At 68.6% G+C, this 18,973-nt stretch carries 14 protein-coding genes; 9 read left to right on the top strand and 5 right to left on the bottom strand.

Annotated elements, in window-relative coordinates; genetic code table 11:
- Nucleotide 1: 1 nt before the first annotated feature.
- The 9 genes from V5B60_RS08355 to V5B60_RS08315 are packed head-to-tail and all read left to right on the top strand — an operon-like array spanning nucleotide 2 to nucleotide 12,011.
- Nucleotides 2–3,163 carry a DUF2309 domain-containing protein gene (locus V5B60_RS08355; protein ID WP_332346590.1) on the top strand — a complete coding sequence of 1,054 codons (3,162 nt, stop codon included), beginning with the start codon at nucleotides 2–4 and terminating at the stop codon, nucleotides 3,161–3,163.
- Nucleotides 3,160–4,710 carry a proton-conducting transporter transmembrane domain-containing protein gene (locus tag V5B60_RS08350; protein ID WP_332346589.1) on the top strand — a complete coding sequence of 517 codons (1,551 nt, stop codon included), beginning with the start codon at nucleotides 3,160–3,162 and terminating at the stop codon, nucleotides 4,708–4,710. The genes V5B60_RS08355 and V5B60_RS08350 overlap by 4 nt, the downstream gene beginning before the upstream one ends.
- Nucleotides 4,707–6,209 carry a complex I subunit 4 family protein gene (locus V5B60_RS08345; protein WP_332346588.1) on the top strand — a complete coding sequence of 501 codons (1,503 nt, stop codon included), beginning with the start codon at nucleotides 4,707–4,709 and terminating at the stop codon, nucleotides 6,207–6,209. Before V5B60_RS08350 ends, V5B60_RS08345 begins: the two co-directional genes overlap by 4 nt.
- Nucleotides 6,202–7,698, top strand: a complete 1,497-nt coding sequence (locus V5B60_RS08340; protein ID WP_332346587.1) for a complex I subunit 4 family protein — start codon at nucleotides 6,202–6,204, stop codon at nucleotides 7,696–7,698. The genes V5B60_RS08345 and V5B60_RS08340 overlap by 8 nt, the downstream gene beginning before the upstream one ends.
- Before the next feature lie 55 nt (nucleotides 7,699–7,753).
- Nucleotides 7,754–8,461, top strand: coding sequence for an aldehyde dehydrogenase family protein (locus tag V5B60_RS08335; protein ID WP_332346586.1), 708 nt, complete (start codon nucleotides 7,754–7,756; stop codon nucleotides 8,459–8,461).
- Between the two features lie 3 nt (nucleotides 8,462–8,464).
- Complete coding sequence (locus tag V5B60_RS08330; RefSeq protein ID WP_332346585.1) at nucleotides 8,465–9,421, top strand: D-2-hydroxyacid dehydrogenase; 957 nt, start codon at nucleotides 8,465–8,467, stop codon at nucleotides 9,419–9,421.
- Between the two features lie 5 nt (nucleotides 9,422–9,426).
- Nucleotides 9,427–10,209, top strand: coding sequence for a molybdate ABC transporter substrate-binding protein (gene modA, locus V5B60_RS08325; RefSeq protein ID WP_332346584.1), 783 nt, complete (start codon nucleotides 9,427–9,429; stop codon nucleotides 10,207–10,209).
- A gap of 6 nt (nucleotides 10,210–10,215) precedes the next feature.
- On the top strand, nucleotides 10,216–10,878 hold the full coding sequence (modB, locus tag V5B60_RS08320) for a molybdate ABC transporter permease subunit (RefSeq protein ID WP_332346583.1): 663 nt from the start codon (nucleotides 10,216–10,218) through the stop codon (nucleotides 10,876–10,878).
- Nucleotides 10,875–12,011, top strand: coding sequence for an ABC transporter ATP-binding protein (locus tag V5B60_RS08315; protein WP_332346582.1), 1,137 nt, complete (start codon nucleotides 10,875–10,877; stop codon nucleotides 12,009–12,011). The genes modB and V5B60_RS08315 overlap by 4 nt, the downstream gene beginning before the upstream one ends.
- A gap of 209 nt (nucleotides 12,012–12,220) precedes the next feature.
- On the opposite strand, the gene V5B60_RS08310 is transcribed toward V5B60_RS08315, so the two are convergent.
- From V5B60_RS08310 to V5B60_RS08290, 5 genes are all read right to left on the bottom strand, one after another.
- A complete protein-coding gene (locus V5B60_RS08310) occupies nucleotides 12,221–13,462 on the bottom strand; it encodes a cation:proton antiporter (protein WP_332346581.1) in 1,242 nt (413 codons plus the stop codon).
- Between the two features lie 48 nt (nucleotides 13,463–13,510).
- Complete coding sequence (locus V5B60_RS08305) at nucleotides 13,511–14,146, bottom strand: hypothetical protein (protein ID WP_332346580.1); 636 nt, start codon at nucleotides 14,144–14,146, stop codon at nucleotides 13,511–13,513.
- A gap of 145 nt (nucleotides 14,147–14,291) precedes the next feature.
- Nucleotides 14,292–15,971: an IS1634 family transposase gene (locus V5B60_RS08300; RefSeq protein ID WP_332346579.1), complete on the bottom strand. Its 1,680-nt coding sequence runs from the start codon at nucleotides 15,969–15,971 to the stop codon at nucleotides 14,292–14,294.
- 503 nt (nucleotides 15,972–16,474) lie between these two features.
- Nucleotides 16,475–17,995, bottom strand: a complete 1,521-nt coding sequence (locus V5B60_RS08295) for a transposase family protein (protein WP_332346578.1) — start codon at nucleotides 17,993–17,995, stop codon at nucleotides 16,475–16,477.
- On the bottom strand, nucleotides 17,992–18,912 hold the full coding sequence (locus V5B60_RS08290; protein WP_332345729.1) for a DUF4338 domain-containing protein: 921 nt from the start codon (nucleotides 18,910–18,912) through the stop codon (nucleotides 17,992–17,994). Before V5B60_RS08290 ends, V5B60_RS08295 begins: the two co-directional genes overlap by 4 nt.
- Between the last annotated feature and the right edge of the window lie 61 nt (nucleotides 18,913–18,973).

Genomic DNA, 18,973 nt, shown 5'->3' with positions numbered 1-18,973 from the left:
GATGGGCCAGACCGCTGCCGACACCACAACCACGCCGAGCGCAGCGGTGCAGCGCGTGCTGGCATGCCTGCAGCACATCGGCCACCGTCTGCCGGCGCAGGCTCCACTGCGTGACTTCGTCCATCACAACACCCTGCACGCCTTCCAGCACCTGCCGTTCAGCGACGCGCTGGCCGCCGCGGCACGCCTCACTGGCGCCCACCCCTGGCTGCCCGAGGAACGTTGCCGGGAACTCTTCCGGCAAGGACGGATCGATGCCGGCGACCTGGCGGCGGCACTGCGGCAACTGCCGGCAGCACGTGCCGAGGCGACGCTGTTCGTTGCCGGCGGCCGGGCGTGGCAGCGCGGCGAGGTGCTGCAGGTGGCATTGCGCCACCCGGTAACCGCGATCCCGGCCGCCACCCTGCGCTGGCAGTTCGCCGAGCGGTCGGCCGGTGACAGACTGCAGCCGGACGTCGCAGCGCCGGCGCGGCAACGCCTGCTCGCCGCCAGCGGCGACGAGCAGGCGCTGGTCGCCGAACTCTGGGCAACCGCGTGCGCCCTGATTGGCGACATGCCGGCGACCCCGACCGCGAAGCCGGCGGCGCAACTGTGGCAGGAACTGCACGGCCGGCTCGGTGAAGACTGGACGCTTGGCGAGCTGCTGGCCCACCTCAGCGGCGAGGATGCCAGCGAGATCCTGCAGCCGATGCTGATCCGCCATCTCGCCGCCCATCTCGACGAGGGTCTCGCCGCCTGGAGGAACCCGGCACGGATGCAAGGTTTCTACACTGCCTGGCGAGCCAGCGCCGGCAGTGACTGGGCCTGGGAACTGGAAGAGTTCGCCGGCGCCCGGCAACGGATCCGGCTGTTGCCCGACGACCCGCTGCAGGCGATCGTCGACGAACTGCAGCGTCTCGGCGTCGACAGCGGGCGCTGGTGCGGCTACCTACAAAGGCTGGCGATGCAGCTGCCGGGCTGGGCGGGCATGTGCCACCGGCGGGAGAGTCGCCCACAGGCGGGCGCGCCACCGGTCAGCCTGGGCGAGCTGCTGGCCGTGCGGCTGGTCCTCGATCGCCTTTACGGCGAGCGGCTGCTGCGCCAGGTCTGGGGACTGCCGATGCAGCTCGAGGCGCTCGCCGCCCATCTCGTCGAGCACCCGCAGGAACTTCAGTTGCGGCACGCCCATGGCAACCGCAGCCTGCCGGAAGAGGTCCTGGCCAGCCTCAGGCCGCTGCTGCTGGCACCGGTTGCCGGTAACGCCAGGGGCTGGACGCAGCTGGCCGCCGCCGTGGCCGCGTCCACCGCCGGCGGCGCAAGCGGCGAAGAGAACGCCCGCGCGGCCTGGCCGCTGTTCGTCCTCGCCCAGCACCTCGGTCTCGGCGCCGGCGAGCTGCGCGAACTGGGCCCGGCGGGCGCGCAGGCCCTGCTCGCCTGTGCCACCTCGCTGTGCGACAGCGAACGCGGCCTGGCCTGGCTGCTGGCCTACGAGCATCACTATCGGCAACGGATCCTCGCTGCCCTGGCGGCCAACCGCGGTCGCTCTCCGGCGCGCGTGCCGCAGGCGGCGGCACAGTTCGTCTTCTGCATGGACGACCGTGAGGAGGGAACCCGCCGCCACCTCGAGGAGGTCGATCCGGCCTACGAAACCTTCGGCGCCGCCGGTTTCTTCGGCGTGCCGATGCTCTGGCAGGGGATCGACGACGATCGACCGACGGCCCTCTGCCCGGTCGTCGTCCGGCCGACGAACGCGGTACGCGAGACCGCCCCGGCGACAGCCCAGGCGGCATACCGGCTGCACCTGCGGCGGCGCAGGCTGCGCCTGCGCTGGCAGGAGCGGCTGCACCAGAAGAGCCGCCGCGGCAGCCTGCTGGCGGCGCTGTTGACTGCCGTCGCCGCGCCGGCGGCACTGCTCGCACTGCTCGGCCGCAGCCTCGCGCCCGGCCGCCTCGGCGGGTTGCTCGAGCGTTGCCGCGAGGCCTTCGACCAGCCGCTGCCAGGCACACTGCAACTGACGGCCGACGGCGACGAAGCCAGCCGAACCGCCAGCGCCGAGAACCCGCGACAGGGTTTCAGCGAGGACGAGCAAGCGGCGCGCGTTGCCGGCTTCCTGCGCAGCATCGGCCTCACCGAGGGCTTTGCGCCGCTGCTGGTGATCGTCGGCCATGGTTCGGACAGTCGCAACAACCCGCATCTCAGCGCCTACGACTGTGGCGCCTGCTCCGGCCGGCACGGCGGCCCGAACGCACGCGTCCTCGCCGCCCTCGCCAACCGGCCGCAGGTGCGGCGGCGGCTGGCAGAGCAGGGGATCGTCATCGCCGACGACTGCCGCTTCATCGCCGCCGAGCACAATACCTGCGACGAGAGCTTCCAATGGTACGCAGACGAGCCGCTCACCAACGAGCAGCAGGTCGCCTTCGCCCGCCTGCGCCGCGACTGCGACGAAGCCGCCCGGCTGCATGGCGTCGAGCGCTGCCGCCGCTTCGCCTCGGCGCCCGCCAGCCCGACGCCGCAGCAGGCGCGACGGCACCTCACGGACCGCCGCCACGATCTGGCGCAGGCTCGCCCGGAGCTCGGTCACGCGACGGTCGCGACCGCCTTCATCGGTCGCCGCAGCATGAGCCGTGGCGGGTTTTTCGATCGCCGCGCCTTCCTGATTTCCTATGATCCGCTGCCCGACAGCGACGGCCGCATCCTCGAGGCGACGCTACTCGCCGCCGCGCCGGTCGGCGCCGGCATCAACCTCGAGTACTACTTCTCGACGGTCAACAACGAAGGCTACGGCTGTGGCAGCAAGGTGATGCACAATCTTGCCGGGTTGTTCGGCGTCATGCAGGGCAGCAGTTCGGATCTGCGGACCGGCCTGCCGCTGCAGATGGTCGAGATCCACGAAGCGATGCGCCTGCTGGTGATCGTCGAGCAGACGCGCGAGATCGTCGGCGCCATCTATCAGCGGCAACCACCGCTGCAGGAACTGATCGGCAACGGCTGGGTGCTGCTCGCCGTACTCGACCCGCTGCGTGGTGACATCGACCTCTTCGACCCGGCGCGCGGCTGGCAGCCGTGGACCGCCGACCCCGCCGACCTGCCGCTGCCGGAATGCGAGCGCTCGCGCGACTGGTTCGCCGGCCACCGCGAGCCGCTGCCGCCGGCGCTGCTGCGGCGTCCGCTGGCACGTTCATGAGCCTGGTCGACACCGCCCTGGCGCCCCTCGCCGCGATCAGCGGCGTCGTCTGGCTGGTGCCGCTGCTGCCGCTGCTGGCAGCGCTGCTGATCGCCCTGCGCCTGCTGCTGCGCGGCAGCGACGGCGATGCCGGCGAGCCGCGGACCGCCGCCATCGCCAGCGGCGCCGCGCTGACCGCGCTACTGCTGCTCGTGCTGCTCGATCTCGCCGCCCTCGGCGGCGAGTTGCCGCCGCATCCCGCCTTCGGCGACTGGCTGCGCATTGGCGCGGTGCCCGTCCGCGTATCCTTCGTCCTCGATGCCTACAGCCTGCCGGCAGCGACGCTGGTGGCGCTGATCTGCTGCATCACGATCCGCTTCTCGGCCACCTACCTGCACCGGGAAACGGGCTTCCAGCGCTTTTTCCTCGGCCTCTGCCTGTTCCTCGCCGGCATGCTGCTGATTGTCCTCGCCGGCAATGCGGTCCTCTGCTTCGTCGGCTGGGAGCTCGCCGGTTTCAGCTCGTGGCTGCTCATCGGCTACGCCTGGGAACGTCCGTCGGCGACGCGCAACGCGCTCTTCGCCTTCGTCACCAACCGCATCGGCGATGCCGGCTTCATGCTCGGCATCGGTCTCGCGGTGTGGTCGGTGGGCACCCTCGAGTGGGCCTGGCTGGCCGGTGACGGCAGCATGGGGCGGGTCACCATCCGCCTCCTGGCGGCCGGCTTCGTCGTCGCGGCACTGGTCAAGTCGGCGCAGTTGCCGTTCACCCCCTGGATCGGCCGCGCGCTCGAAGGCCCGACTCCGTCATCGGCGCTCTTCTACGGCTCGCTGCTGGTCCACGCCGGGGTCTACCTGCTCTGCCGCCTGCAGGGCCTGCTGCTGCAGGCACCCGACCTGATGGCGCTGCTGGCGGCGGTCGGTTTGTTGACCGCCGCCTACGGCAGCCTCTGCGGGTTGGTGCAGAGCGACGTCAAGTCGGCGTTGGTCTTCGCAACCGTCGCCCAGGTCGGTCTGATGGTCTTCTGCTGCGGCCTCGGACTGTTCTCCCTGGCGGCCTGCCACGCCGGGCTGCACGCCTGCTGGCGCGCCTACCAGTTCCTGCTCGCACCGGCGTACATGCATCTCGTGCGGCAGCCGGCGCGACCGCCGCCGCGCTGGCTGGCGAACTGGCGCTGGGGCTACACGGCGGCACTGCAGCGCTTCTGGATCGAGCCCTTGGCGAGCAGCCTGCTGACGCGCCCGACCCTCGCCCTGGGCCGGGACGTGCGGGCACTCGACGAGCGCTTCATCGACCCCTTGCTCGGGGCGCCCCGCGAGGACGAGCGGTCGCCGGCGAGCCCTGCCGGCGACGAGCTGATCCGCGGCCACGGCCTCGCCGGCCGCGCACTGTTCGCTTTCGCCAATCGCCTGCAGTCGCTCGAGAACCGCCTGCTGCTCAGTGATGGCGGCACCCTCGGCAGACATCTGCGGCAGCTCGGACATTACGCCGACACCGTCGAGGCACTGCTCGAACAGCCGCGCTACCTGATGCTGATGGTCATGGCAACCTTCGTGGTGATCCTGTGAGCGAGGTCTTGTGGAGCACGCAGGCCGGCTACCCGCTGCTGGCGACGCTGCAATTCCTGCCGCTGGCTGGCGGCCTCCTCCTGCTGCTGCTGCGCGGGCAGGCTCTGGCACTGATCCTCGGTCGCCTCTTCGCGATCGGCGAACTGCTCGTCGCCATCGACCTGCATGCCCGCATCGATGCCTCGCGCAGCGCGCTGCAGTTCGCCGAACGCGTCGACCTGCTCGCCTATCATGCCGCTGCCGACGGCATCAGCGTGCTGTTCATCCTGCTCGCGGCGCTGCTCGGCGTTCTGCTCTCGTTCTACGGCATGGCGCGGCAGCAGATCTCGCCGGTGCACCTGCTCAGCGTGCTGCTGCTCATCGAAAGCGTCCAGATGACGATGCTGACGACGCTGAACCTGCTGTGGTTCGCCGCCGCCTCGGCGGTGCAGCTGGCGTTGGTCGCCTACCTGCTCTGGCGCTGGGCGTCGACCAGCGAGGAGAACCTCGCGCTGTCACGCTTCCTGCAGTATCAGCTCTTCGGCTGCGGCCTGTTCGTCGCCGGGGCGCTCGTCCTCGCCTGGAGCCACGTCGATGTGATCGGTGGCCGCTGGAGTTTCGACCTTCTCGATCTGCTGCGGACGCCGCAGATCGGCAAGTACCAGTCGGTCGCCTTCTATCTCCTGTTCTACGGCCTCGCCATCCGCACACCATTGTTCCCGCTGCACGGCTGGCTGCCCAACTCGGCCGGCCACGGCCTGATCGCCGTCGCCCCGGTGCTGCTGCTCGGCGTCAAGGTCGGCATCTACGGCATGGCGCGCTTCCTGCTGCCGCTGACCGCCGAAGCGGTCCTCACCTGGCAAGCGTACGTCGTCGCCTTCGCCATGGTCGGCGTCTTCTTCGCCGCCATCCTCGCCTTTCGCCAGATCAATCTGCGGCGGCTGATGGCCTTTGCCGTCGTCAGCCACACCAGCCTGATCGTCATTGGCCTGTTCACGCTGCACCCCGCGGGACTGCAGGGCGCACTGCTGCTGGCAATCAACTTCGGCCTGGCGGCGACGCTGATGCTGCTGATGATCGGCTACGTCTACCGCCGCACCGGCACCACCGAGCTGGCACGGCTCGGCGGCCTCTTCGACCGCATCCCCTTCATCACCATCGCCTTCCTGATCGGTGGCCTGGCGATCCTCGGCATGCCGGGAACACCGGGCTTCGACGCCGTGCATCTGGTGCTCGAGGCGTCGATCGAGACCTTCGGCGCCCTGCCGACGATCGCCACCGCGCTCGGCAACGTCACCGCCGCCGGTTTCCTGCTCTGGGCCTTCCAGCGCGCCTTTCTCGCGCCGCGGCCGCGCGACCTGCCGGCGGCACGCATCGCCCGCACCAGCCGCATGGAGTATCTCGTCGGCGGCGCCACACTGCTCGTGCTGCTCGCCGCCGGCTTCTATCCGGAACCGTGGCTGCAGCTGACCGACAGTGCGACGGAGGCACTGGCAGAGCACTTCGTCCACCATGAGTGAGATCGCGCACTGGCCCCTGTTGAGCACGCTGCTGGCGCTGCCGCTGCTCGGCGCGCTCGGCTGCGCGCTGCTGCGGCAGCCGCCACTGGCGCCGTCCATCGCGCTCGGCAGCAGCCTGCTGACGCTGCTCTGTTCGCTGCTGATCGTCGGCGTCTTCGATGGCGCCGACCCGGACTTCCAGTTGCGTGAGTCGCACGACTGGATCGGCGCCCTCGGCATCCGTTATCTGGTCGGCGTGGACGGGCTTTCGGTGCTCTTCCTGCCAGCAACGGCGCTGCTCTTCTGTGGCGCGATCGTCGCCGGCTGGCGCCCGGCGGCCGCCACCTCGCCGCTCTCGCCGGGTCTGCACTTCGCCATGCTGCTGCTCCTCGAGGCGGCGACCCTCGGCGTCTTCTGCGCCCTCGACACCATCCTGTTCTTCTTCTGCTGGGAGGCCACCCTGCCGCCACTCTACTTCCTCGTCAGCCAGTGGGGTCGCGGGACGGGCCGCCAGGGCGCCGCCGTCCGCTATTTCCTCGTCATGCTGGCGGGCGGAGTGCCGCTGCTCTTCGCGTTCCTGGCGCTCGCCTTCGCGCCCGCCGGCGCCGCTGCCCCGGTGTTCGATCTGCCGACACTGCTCGCCACGCCGCTGCCCGAGCAGCGGCAGTACCTCGTCTTCCTGCTTCTGCTGCTCGGCCTCGGCGCCAAGATACCGCTGGTGCCGCTGCACACCTGGCTGCCGCCGCTGGCGATGAACGCGCCGGCGGCGGTCACCGCGCTCCTCGTCGGGCTGAAACTCGGCGCCTACGGCCTGATCCGGCTGGCCATCCCGCTGGCGCCGGTCGCCGCCCGCGACCTGCACTGGCTGCTCGCCGGCTTCGGCACCGTGGCGATCCTCTACGGCGGCGTCGCCGCGCTGGTGCACAGCAATCTGCGCGGCATGCTCGCCTACTCGGGTCTGGCACATGTCGGGCTGGTGCTGCTCGGCCTGGCATCGTTCTCGGTGTACGGGCTGCAGGGCGTCCTGCTACAGCTGTTGAACTTCGCCCTCGCCGGTGGCGGCGCCTTCCTGGTCCTGTCGTTCCTGCAGCGGCGCACCGGATCGACCGACGTCGCACGCCTCGGCGGCGCCCTGCGCAGCATGCCGCGCCTCAGCGCCCTGTTCCTGCTCTTCGGCCTCGCCGGCATCGGCCTGCCGGGGACCAGCGGCTTCCCGGGCGAACTGCTGATCATCGTCGCCGCGCTGCATGACCACACCGGCGCAGGCCTCGCCGCGCTGTTCGGCATGGTGCTCGCCGCGGCGGCCTTCCTGTCGCCTTTCCGGCAGGCGTTCTTCGGGCCGGCGAACGTGCCGGAGGTCGCTGCCGCGGAAGATCTGCTGCCGCGCGAGATGGCGCTGCTGCTCGTGCCGGCGACGCTCGTCCTGGCCATCGGGCTGTACCCGATGCCGATCCTCGAACTGCTGCGACCAGCAGCCGAAAGCTGGGTGGCGGCGCTGGCCGGGCTCTGAGCCACAGTTGCCCGACGCAACAGCCACCCCAACCGATCTCTTTGCGAGAAACCCGATGAAAGAAACCGACGACATCCTGGCCGTACCGTTGTGGATCAACGGCCATGCCTTCCTGACCATGGCGCCCGCCTTCTTCGACGTCCGCGACCCGCGCAGCGGCCTCATCCGGCGGCGGACGCCGCTGTGCGGCGCTGGCCAGGCGGCGACGGCGGTCGACGCCGCCGCCGCGGCGTTGCTAGCGTGGCGGTCGCTGGCCATCGCTGAGCGCGCGCAGTTGCTGGCGAAACTGGCCGATGCGCTGGCCGGATACGGTAGCCATTTTGCCGGCCTGATCGCCGAAGAGAGCGGTCAGCCAGACGCTGCCGCCACAGCCGAGGTGGAGGCGGCGCTGTGCCTGCTGCGCCGCGCCACCAGCGAAGCGACGGTGGCCAGCAGCGACGGCGGCGTCGTCGCCATCGTCTGCGACGACCGGGCGCCGTTGGCGGGCCTGCTGCAGCGCGCCGTGCCAACCCTTCTGGCCGGCTCGACGGTGGTCGCCAAGCCGAGTCCGAAGGCCCCTTCGGTTGCCGTCGCGCTGGCCGAACTGATGGCGCAAAGCGGCTTTCTGGCTGGTGCCTTCAACGTCCTGCACGGCGATCTGGAAGCGATCGAAGGCCTTTGTGCAGCGCCGGCGCTCGGCCGGCTGCTGTTTTCCGGCGAAGCCGCGCTGGGCAGGCGAGTCGCCGAGATCGCCGGCCGCCATGGCCGGCAGCTCGCGGACTGAGGCATGCACCGCATCGTCTACCTCGAACGGGAATCGATCGTCGCCGAAGTCCGCCGGCCCGCTTTCCCGCATCACTGGCGCGAGCATCCGTGCACGCTGCAGACGGAAGTCGGCGAACGGCTGGCCGGGGCAACGATCGCCATCGTCAACAAGCTGCAGCTCGACGCCGGATTGATCGCCGCGCTGCCGGCACTGCGGATGATCGCCGTCGCCGCCACCGGCACCAACAACGTCGACCTCGACGCCTGCCGGGCACACGGCATCGTCGTCAGCAACATCCGCGGCTACGCCGTGCATACGGTTCCCGAGCATGTCTTCGCGCTGCTGCTGGCGCTGTCGCGCAACCTCATCGCCTACCGGCAGTCCGTCGCCGCCGGCAGATGGCAGCAGGCCGAGCAGTTCTGCTTCTTCGATCATCCGATTCGCGACCTCCATGGCATGACGCTGGCGATCATCGGCAGCGGCAGCCTGGGCTGCGGCGTCGCCCGACTGGCCGAGGCTTTCGGCATGCACGTGCTGCGCAGCGAGCGCAAGGACGCAGCGACGCTGCGGCCGGGCTACACGCCGTTCCCGCAGGTCCTGCGCGAGGCCGATGTGATCTCGCTGCACTGCCCGCTGACCAGCGCCACGCGCCACCTGATCGGTGCCGACGAACTGCAGGCGATGAAGCGCTCGGCGCTGCTGATCAACACCGCCCGCGGCGGCCTGGTCGACGAGGCGGCGCTGCTCGCCGCACTGCGCGAGGGCCGCATCGCCGGCGCCGGCTTCGATGTCCTCAGCGTCGAGCCACCGGCTGCCGGCAACCCCCTGCTCACGCCCGAGCTGCTGGCGCTGCCGAACTTCCTGCTGACGCCGCACGTCGCCTGGGCCAGCCAGCCGGCGATGCAGGCACTCGCCGACCAGCTGACCGCCAACCTCGAGGCCTTCGCCCGCGGCGAGCCGCAGAACCGGGTGGCCTGAGGCCGATGATGCCCGGCCGCCGGCGGCACTGGCCGCTCCTCTCGCTGCTGCTGCTCTCGCTGCTGCCGCTCAGCGGCAGGGCGGCGGCGGTCAACGTCGCCGCCGCCGCCGACCTCAAGTTCGCGCTGAGCGAGATTGCCGCCAGCTACGAGCGGGAGCACGGCACTCGCATCATCCTTTCCTTCGGTTCGTCGGGCCATTTCGCGCGCCAGATCCCGCAGGGCGCGCCCTACGAACTCTTCCTCTCGGCCGACGAGGAGTACATCTTCCAGCTCGCCCGGCAGGGCCTGCTGCGTGACCGCGGACGGCTGTACGCGATCGGCCGCCTGGCGCTGCTGCTGCCGCGCGGATCGCCGGTGGCGGCCGATGGCGAGCTGCGCGGTCTCGCCAGTGCGCTCGCCGCCGGCAAGCTGCAGCGGCTGGCGATCGCCAACCCGGAGCACGCGCCCTACGGCCGTGCCGCCCGCGCCGCGCTCGAACGGGCGGGGCTCTGGCAGCCACTGCAGGGGCGGCTGGTGTTTGGCGAGAACGTCGCGCAGGCGGCGCAGTTCGCGCTCAGCGGCTCGGCGCAGGGCGGCCTCGTCGCCTGGTCGCTGGCGCGCTCGCCGGAACTCGCCACGCGCAGCGTCGCAGCGCTGATCCCGGGCGACTGGCATCCGCCCCTGCGGCAGCGAATGGCACTGACGCAGCGTGCCGGCGCCGAGGCGCAGCGCTTCTACGACTACCTGCAGCAACCGTCGGCGCGCACCGTCTTCGAGCGCCATGGTTTCGCGCTGCCAACCGACTGAGCGACGATGGACTGGCAGGCGCTCTCGCTGTCGCTGCAACTCGCCAGCGCCACCGCGCTGCTGTTGCTGCCGCCGAGCGTCTGGCTGGCGCGCCTGCTCGCGTGGTCGGCCTGGCGCGGCCGTGCGGCGCTGGAAGCGGCGATCCTGCTGCCGCTGGTGCTGCCGCCGACGGTCCTCGGCTACTACCTGCTGCTCGGCCTCGGCGGCGCCTCGCCGCTCGGCCAGGCCTACCAGGCGCTGACCGGGCGCATGCTGGTGTTCAGCTTCGACGGCCTGCTCGTCGCCTCGCTGATCGTCAACCTGCCGTTCGCAGTGCAGCCGATGCAGCGCAGCTTCGCGGCGATTCCGCGCGAGCTGCGCGAGGCGGCATGGGTTTCTGGCCTGTCGCGCTGGCAGACCTTGCTGCGCATCGAGCTGCCGCTCGCCTGGCCGGGAATCGCCGCCGCGCTGGCGCTGAGCTTCGCCCACACGCTCGGCGAGTTCGGTGTCGTGCTGATGGTCGGCGGCAGCCTGCCGGGCGAGACGAGGACGATCGCCATCGCCATCTACGACCAGGCGCAGGCGTTCAACGACGCCGCGGCGGCCGGCATGTCGGCGCTGCTGCTGGCGCTGTCCTTCGTCGCCGTGATCCTGGTCAGCCGGCTGGGCCGCTCGCTGCCGCGCCGATGACGCTCAGCGCCCGCCTCGAGCAGACGGCGCCGATCCCGCTCGCCGCCGACATCGACTGCGCCAGCGGCGAGCTGCTGGCGCTCGTCGGCCCCTCCGGCAGCGGCAAGTCGACAATCCTGCGCTGCCTCGCCGGCCTGCACCGGCCGGCAGCCGGCCACGTCCGCTGCGCCGACGCGACCTGGTTCGATGCCGCCCGCGGCATCGACGTCCGGCCGCAGGAACGCCGCGTCGGTTTCGTCTTCCAGCACTATGCCCTCTTCCCGCACCTGAGCGCGCTGGCCAACGTCGTGCAGGCGCTCGGTCACCTGCCGCCGGCGGAACGGGTCGCACGCGGGCGTCACTGGCTGGCGCGCTGCAATCTCGACGGCTTCGACGACCGTCGCCCGGCCGAACTCTCCGGCGGCCAGCAGCAGCGCGTCGCCCTCGCCCGCGCGCTGGCGCGCGAACCGCAGGTGCTGCTGCTCGACGAACCATTCTCGGCGGTCGACCAGGTGACGCGGCGCAAGCTCCTGCGCCAGTTGATCGAGCTGCGGCGCTCGCTCGCCATCCCGATCGTCCTCGTCACGCACGACCTCGAGGAGGCCGCCCTGCTCGCCGACCGCATGACGGTCCTGCATCGTGGCCGCACGCTGCAGACCGCCGCTCCCGAGACGATGCTGGCGCAGCCGGCGAGCGCCCTCGTCGCCCGCCTGACCGACCAGCCGAACCTGTTCGAGGGCAGGGTGCTGCAGCACCTGCCGGCGGCCGACACGACGCTCATCGAGTGGCTCGGACGGCCCTTGGCGGCGTCGCACCAGCCGGCCTTCGCGGTCGGCGAGACGGTCTCCTGGCTGGTCCCGGAAGCGGCGGTGGTGCTCGTCCGCGAGCACCAGAGCGAACGCGAGAACACCGTCAGCGCGGTCGTCAGCGAGCGCCTCGCCTGGCGCGGACACGCCACCGTCAGCGCCCGCGTCGACGGCCGCCGCGAGGCGACGCTGAACTTCGCCATCGGCGCCGCGGTGGCGCAGCGGCGGGGAATCATCCCCGGCGCGTGCGTGCCGCTGCAGTTGCAGAAGTCGGCGATCCGCCTGCTGGCCGCCGATGCGGCGATCGCCGGGCAGGTGGGGACGGCCGGCAAGGGGCAATCCACCTGAGCGCTGCCGTGCGCGGACAGGGCATTCCGTTACCGGCCATCAAGAGACGTAGCGACTGTGAAAAATCGTCAGGCTCGAACGACGGGTAACTGAGCCCTAAGCCGCCATCAATTGCTCGAGTCGTCAGTCTCTTGCTCCGCCGTAGCCGTCGTTCACTTCTTTCTCACAACCAGACTGCTAACGGTAACGAACCGGTCATTCGAGAAACACTAGATTTCGGACGCGCTCCCGCCGGCGGATTCCTTAGCCGCCGCCACCATGCGCGGCGCGTACAGTTGGGTCAGCATCGGCCCCAGAACGGCCGTCACCAGCACCATGATGAGCACCGCGTTGAGCATGCGGGCATCGAGCAGCGGCTGGCCAGCGGCATTGAACGTCTTGTACGCCACCAGTGTCGCCGCCAGTGTCGCCGCGACCTGCGGCAACGTCAGCGACCACACTGTTCGGCGCGCAGCGGTGTCGTAGCCGAAGGCACGACCGCAGGTTTCCGCCGCAATCCATTTGCCGGTAACGAGCGCGCCGATGATTCCCGCCGCCAGCAGAAAATCCTGGCTGATGGTGCGAATTAGCTCAAACGGGTCGATCAGGAAACCGGTTGCGATGAAGAAGATCGGGATGAACAAGGTGTTGCCCATGAATTCCATCTTGCCCTTGGCCGGCTTGTCCTTCACCGCCGCGTTCACCGCCAGGCCGGCAAGGAAGGTGCCGACGATGCCGGGCAGGTTGATCCACTCGGCCAGCAACGCCGTTACCGCGAGAATGCCGAACATCAGGATGAAGTAGGTTTCTTCCTCGCCTTCGACGCGGCGCAACACGTAGGCGCCTGCGCGGCCCAGCCCGAACAGGACGAGCGGAACGAAGACGACGATCTCGACCACCTGGATCGTGATCCCGGATACCGAAAAGCCGCTGGTGTACAAAGGCACGCAGACGGCGAACACGAGTAGCGACAGGGTGTCGGAAACGATTGTCGCGCCGGTGACGACGACCATGGGTTCGAGGCTCCGCGCCCCGACCTTGGCAACGATGGTCGCGCCGAGCATCGTATGCGAGGCGAGCAGCGAACCGACGACGATGGCTGGCAGCAGGTCATAGCCGAGCCACAGGGTGACCAGCGTTCCCAGCAGCAGGGGAACACTGGTCGTGACCACCCCGAAGCCGAGCGAGCGGAAGATTTTTTGCCTGAACAGCGTCAGGTCGAGTTCCAGCCCCGCGAAGAACATCAGCAGCAGCATGCCGACTTCGGAGAAGAATTGCATGACCGGATGCTGCGGGGGAAAGATGTCGAGTACGTGCGGCCCGAACAGTACGCCCGCCAGCAGCAGCCCGACGGCCTCCGGCAGATGGATGCGGCGCGACAAGCGCGGAATGATGACGATCAGCATCATGCAGACCGCAAACCTGGCCAATATGGGCAAGACTTCGAGTGCCTTGTGCAGGTAGTCGAACATGGACATCCTGCTATTCCTGAAACGAACTGTTTGGAGAGGGTTGCTTATTCACATCATATCCGGCACATGCACCAGGAACTCCGGCATGTCCGGGAGCCCGCCTATGAACGTGTCCTTTTTCTTCCCTTTCGCCGAGAAGCGCTGCACGCGCTGCTTGAGCCGTTCGGCCACATGGAAATCGCCATCCCGTCCGATCGCAAAGCCAGATGGCGCATATAACTTGCCGTCGATGATGGTGCGTGCCTTGAGCTTGCCCTGTCGTGCTTTGGCCGGGATGTCGAAGGCAAGGATGCTGCCGGTGCCCGCCGCGCCGATGTAGAGGGTGTCACCGTGAAGAATGAGGTGCACCGGCTTGGTGAGTCTGCGCCCCTTGATGCGCGCGACGAGTCGTCCCGTTTTCACTTCAAAAATCTTGACGGCGTCGCCCGCCTCGTCCGCCTCGTCCGCCACGTAGAGACGCCCGCGATGGACGATGATCCCGCGCACCGAGTGCCGGGGTTTGCCGTGCTCGTCCAGAACGACCTTGAGGCCTTGCGGCGCCGGAACGTTCGAGGGTGCGCTGTTGCCGACTTCCGGGAGGTGACCGTGGCTTGATGCAACGAGGGTGCCAGGCAAGAAGTTTCCGTTTGGAAATTTCCTGCGCAGGTGTTTTGCCACCGGCGCGGGTGTGAAGGTTTCCGGCAAGATGGCGATGACGGTGTTGGTATCCTGGCAAGAAACATAAATGCGGCCATCGTCGCCGAGTTCGACGTCGAACGGGTGGACCCGAGTTCGACAAAAATACGGCTAAGTGATTGTTTGTGCGCAATTCACCGGTTCGGAATTGGCACTACAGACGTCTAGCGGAGGGCTCGGGCAGGGCGACGGTGTCGAACAGCTCCTTCTGTTGGGGGGTGATGGCGGACAGGCCGGAGGCTGACTGGCGTTGATGCAGCGTGACCTGGTGGTACTGGATGTGGCGGGCGATCTCCAGGGCGCGCTCCGGGGAGAGGGGGCTGGCCTTCGCCTTGAGGCGCAGGCGCAGCACCCGATAGAGCAGCAATGCCAGGAAGCAGATCAAGGCGTGCGCCCGGATGCGATCCGGCAGGCGGTGGAAGACCGGCGCGATTTCGATCTCGGACTTCAGAACACGGAATCCTCGTTCGATGTCCGCCAGCGCCTTGTAGCGCGCCACGATCTCGGCCGGGGGAGAATCCGGAACGTTGGAAACGAGGATCAGCTTGCCATCCATGAGCCGCGCGCGCCTCAGCGCCCGTTCGTCGATCTCGTAGGTGAACACCTCGGAGGCGAGATTGACCTTGATGATGTGCGCCAGATGCGCGTCAGCGACCGCCTTGTAGAAACGGGCGATCGTGCCGGCGTCTGACAGCTTCTTGCCCGGGTGTTTCTGGCCGGCCTCCTGGCCATCGAGTTTCTCCGCCCACTGCGCGGCATCCCTCTCCAGCGCCGCAATGCGCTCATCGCGTACGCGACCCTGCTCGCTGGCCCTATCGGGGCGATGGGCAACGATCAGACGAAACCCCTCCCACTTCAGCTCACCAAAGACCTCTGCCGTCGCCGGCCGGCAACTCTTCTCGTGGAACGGGGTGAGCAGGCGGTCAAAATCCCCGTAGCGCCGCGCCGGGACGGCCAGAATGAACTCCAACGGCTGATCGCCGACGCGCAGCGCCCGGATGGCTTCGAGATTGTCGAGACTCAGCAGACCCCGATCGGCGACCAGTACCACGCGTTTGATCGGATAGCGTGCCAACACTTTCTCGATCGTCGGCACCAGCGTCGTCGTCTCGCCGGTATTGCCGGCAAAGACCTCATGATGGATCGGCAAGCCGTCCGCCGTCTGGACCACCCCGAGCATCACCTGGCGTACCGTCCCACCCTCCTTGGCATGGCCAAAGTGCCGCAGGTCCTCGGACTCATCGGTGCATCCTTCGGCACGGATCGTCGTCAGGTCGTAGAAGACGATCGCCAACTCCTGATCGATCAACGGCCGCAGGAGAGCTGCCAGAGCGTCGTCAACCCGGTCGGCACCCTCCGCCAGAGTATCCATCGTGCGCAGCAGGTGCTGGTGGGTGACCGAATCGGCGCTGACCTCGGGAACACGGGTGCCCTCCAGCCAGCGCAGGATCCCCAGCTTGGACTCCGGATCACACAGCCGGTTGAACACCATCACCCGCAGCAGACCTTCGGCGTCGAACTGGTGGCGATTGCGCAGCAGCCGGCGAAAGGCGTCGGCGAAGCCCAACTCTTTCCACAGGGCGGTCAGCAGCCAGGTGTCGCCGACCGACAGCGCCGGTGCAAAGGCGACCTCGCCGGTCCCTTCCTCGAGGGAGGGCTTGCCCGCCGCCCGCAGCAGACCGTTGAGCAACGAGTCGGTCTCGCCGGATCGCACCGCTTCGATGCGCCCCAAGGTGGCGATGACCCGCTGGCGAGGTACCCCGGAGGGGTCTCGGTAGGCCTCGACGAGCTTGACGTACTGGCGCGGGCCGGACGTGGTGATCTTCACGAACATGTCGCTACTGTATCCTCATACAGACATGATCGCAATAGTCTTTTACGCCAGACGTGTCACTACACGAAATTTCCAGCTGCGCGCCAACCCCTTGTTTTTATTGGGGCCGAAGCCCCGTCTATGCGTATGGCACGCGAAAAGTGTCGAACTCGGGTGACCCGGTTGTTGCCGCTGGCGTCCCCGAGCGACCAGCCGTTCTGCAACACCAGGCCTGCACTCCACTTCGCCTGTTGATAGTAGAGAAGCGCAGCCGGTCCAAGGGCCACACGGTTGCTGCCGAGTTCAGGCTGGGAGCGGGTTGGCAACAGGATGGTAGGGCCGAGGCCCCAGACGATCTCGCCCGCCTTCTTGGGCGAGACGAACAGGTTGATCAGCGTGTCGCTGAGGCCGGTGGTCGAGTTCTCGCCGGCTGCGCCGGGTATGTGCGCTACCGGCAGGATCGTGTAGGTGACCAGCCGATAGTCTTCGCTGATCGAAAACGGCCTGGGGCCGTCCTGGAGAGGTCACTCGAGTTGCAGCAGAAAGGGTTTGGCGAGAAGCACGCGCATCCGCGCGGAATCGAGCCAGGGCGCAGCGCAGGAATTTCGGATGAAGGCGATGGCCCCGCGCACGCCGAGTTGGTCGAACAGATCGCGCAGCTGTCGCGTGAAGCGCGCCAGGGTATTGAAGACATGCGCCAGCCGCATCAGGAGGTGGTAGCCGCGCATCGCATTCCAGTCGAGGGCAAAGGCATGCTCGTAGTGGTAGCCCTGGTGTTTCTCGACGAGGAAGCCCGCTTCGATGCCCCAGCGGTGGCGGGCGCCGAGATTGCAACGCACATGGACGTTCTCGCAGCTGAGCGGCCGGCTGGAGAGCCAGGCGTGGCGTGCCGTCTCGGTCACGATGGCGGCCTGTTGGTCGACCCGCTGCCAGCTTTCCTCACAGACGACCACGTGCAGCTTGAGCCGGCAACGACCGTTCGCGCCAAAGGCATACTCGATGTCATTGACCCAGCTGAAGTGCTGTTGGCGTTTGCCCCAGTCCAGCTGCCGGGTTTGCGACTGCCGGGGCTGCAGCGCGCGGAACTCCTCCCAGACCGAGGGCAGATCCTTGTCCCGGAGGACGATCATGAACTGCCAGCCGGCGCGCAGGCAGCGTTGCATCACCGGCCCGTTGGCGTAGAGTCCGTCGAGCACGAGCAGGATCGGCAGGCGCGGGAACAGCCTCTTGAGCCGGTCGCTCAAGCGCGCAAAGCCGCGCAGCTCGCAATCCTGCTTCTGCGCTTCGCTGTCGCCCAGCGCGTGTTCGAGGAACTCGCTGAGCAACGGGATGACCAGACCGCCGTGGAAGACGAGGCTGGCTTCGAGCACGTAGACGAAGTACTGGGTGTGGCGGTTTTCGTCCTTGCCGACGCTGCGCTGCAGGAGTTCCTCCGCCCAGAGGGTGTCGCCGGCGAGCTTCTGCGAGCCATCGATGGCGATCGGATGGCAGTGGTTGATCAGATAACGCCGGAAGCTCTTGCCGCGGATCAGGCGGCGCACCAGGTCGACGTGCGCCTCTTCGAGTTCAGTCAGGTCGATGTCGCGCAGCAGCCGATAGAGGGTGTCGGCGTGCGGCAGGGCCTCGATCTCCGGGAACAGCAATTGCAGGTTGGCGAGGAACTGCGGACGGGTCATTTCGCGGTTGGTCTCGCGCCGGGAGGCGAACTGGAAGACGAACATCAGCAGGCCATAGAGCAGCAGCACGGTCAGCTTGTGCCGGCGCTTCCTGGGGTCTCGCGGGTCGGGAATCCGTTCCAGCTGGTCGAGCAAGCCCGGCAGCTCCTGGCGCAGGAGGCGCGCCTGCTTGCTCACGGCGTCCTCGCGGGCTGCGCGTTCTTCGTCGATGGTCGCGAAGCTCGAGCATCGGTTGGGCAGCGGCGGGGGTGACTGGGGCCGTTGTCCCATCGCGCGCCGCTTCGCGTTCAGCGCCTGCTCCTGCCGTCTCTTGTCGCTGCGTTGCGCCCGAATGCCGGCACGCGTCGGACGACGGCAGGGTTTGCTCATCGCCGGGTGGGCTCGGTCACGGCGCACAGCCGGTCCCGACCGTCGCTGCCGAGCGGCTTGACCCATACTTGCCGAGGCGTGCTGTGATAGGTCCGGCCAGGGCGGGCCAGCCCGCGTCCGCTGGTCTCTCCGAGCAATTGCCAACCGGCAGCCCGGTAGCAGGTGCCGGTATGCTGTCGCGGGTCGACGAAGCTTTCCAGCAGCAGGGGCTCGAAGCCCCAGTGTTCGAGCCAGTCGCTGCGCGCACGACGCGCGAGTTGGCCGAGCACCTGGCTGGCCAGATGCGGCACGCGGACGTGCGGGAAGATCAGGAAGCGACTGTTGTTGAGTACCCGTGGCAGGTTGTGGCGCCGGGTCTGAGCGGTCCAGCCGATCCAGTCGTCGCGCACGGCCACTGCCCGGGCGGCACCGGACAACAGGACACAACCGAGCCGCAGCTCGCCCGCCGTGATGAAGTAACGCAACCGGTAGCCGAAGGCACCCTGGAAACCGAGCGGGTGCCAGCGCGCCATCAGATCATCCCATTGCTTCGCCAAGGCGGTGTCGTGGATCACTTCCAGGCGGACCGGGGCCAGGGCCGACAGCGAAACCTCCACCGGAGTCGGCTCGACCATCGGCTCGGCAACGGCCCGGGGCTGCGCCGGGCAGCGTGGCGTCGAACGGGATACCCGCGCGGCCCGCTGTGCGGGCAGGACGAGCAGGCCGGCCGCCTGCAAGCGCTGCAGGAACTCCAGGCAGGCGCCCGTCTTCGCCGTCCCCGTCAGCGTCACCCAGCCCAGATGCTCGCACAGCGTCGCCGCCAGTTCATGGCGCGCCAACCCGGGCAGCCACGCCACCGTCGCGCAGATGTCGGCAACCTCTCGCGCACTGAACTCCCGGCCGCAGTGCACCCAACTGCTCGGCGTCATCGCATCCATCGCACAACCTTCACCAGAAACGCAGATCCGCTAACCTCAGCCTATTCTGCCAAAGGCCTCG

This window comes from Accumulibacter sp. (genome assembly GCF_036625195.1).
In the GTDB taxonomy this organism is placed as follows: Bacteria; Pseudomonadota; Gammaproteobacteria; order Burkholderiales; family Rhodocyclaceae; genus Accumulibacter.
Note: the sequence above shows the minus strand (reverse complement) of the source record. Positions and strands in the feature narration are given on the sequence as shown.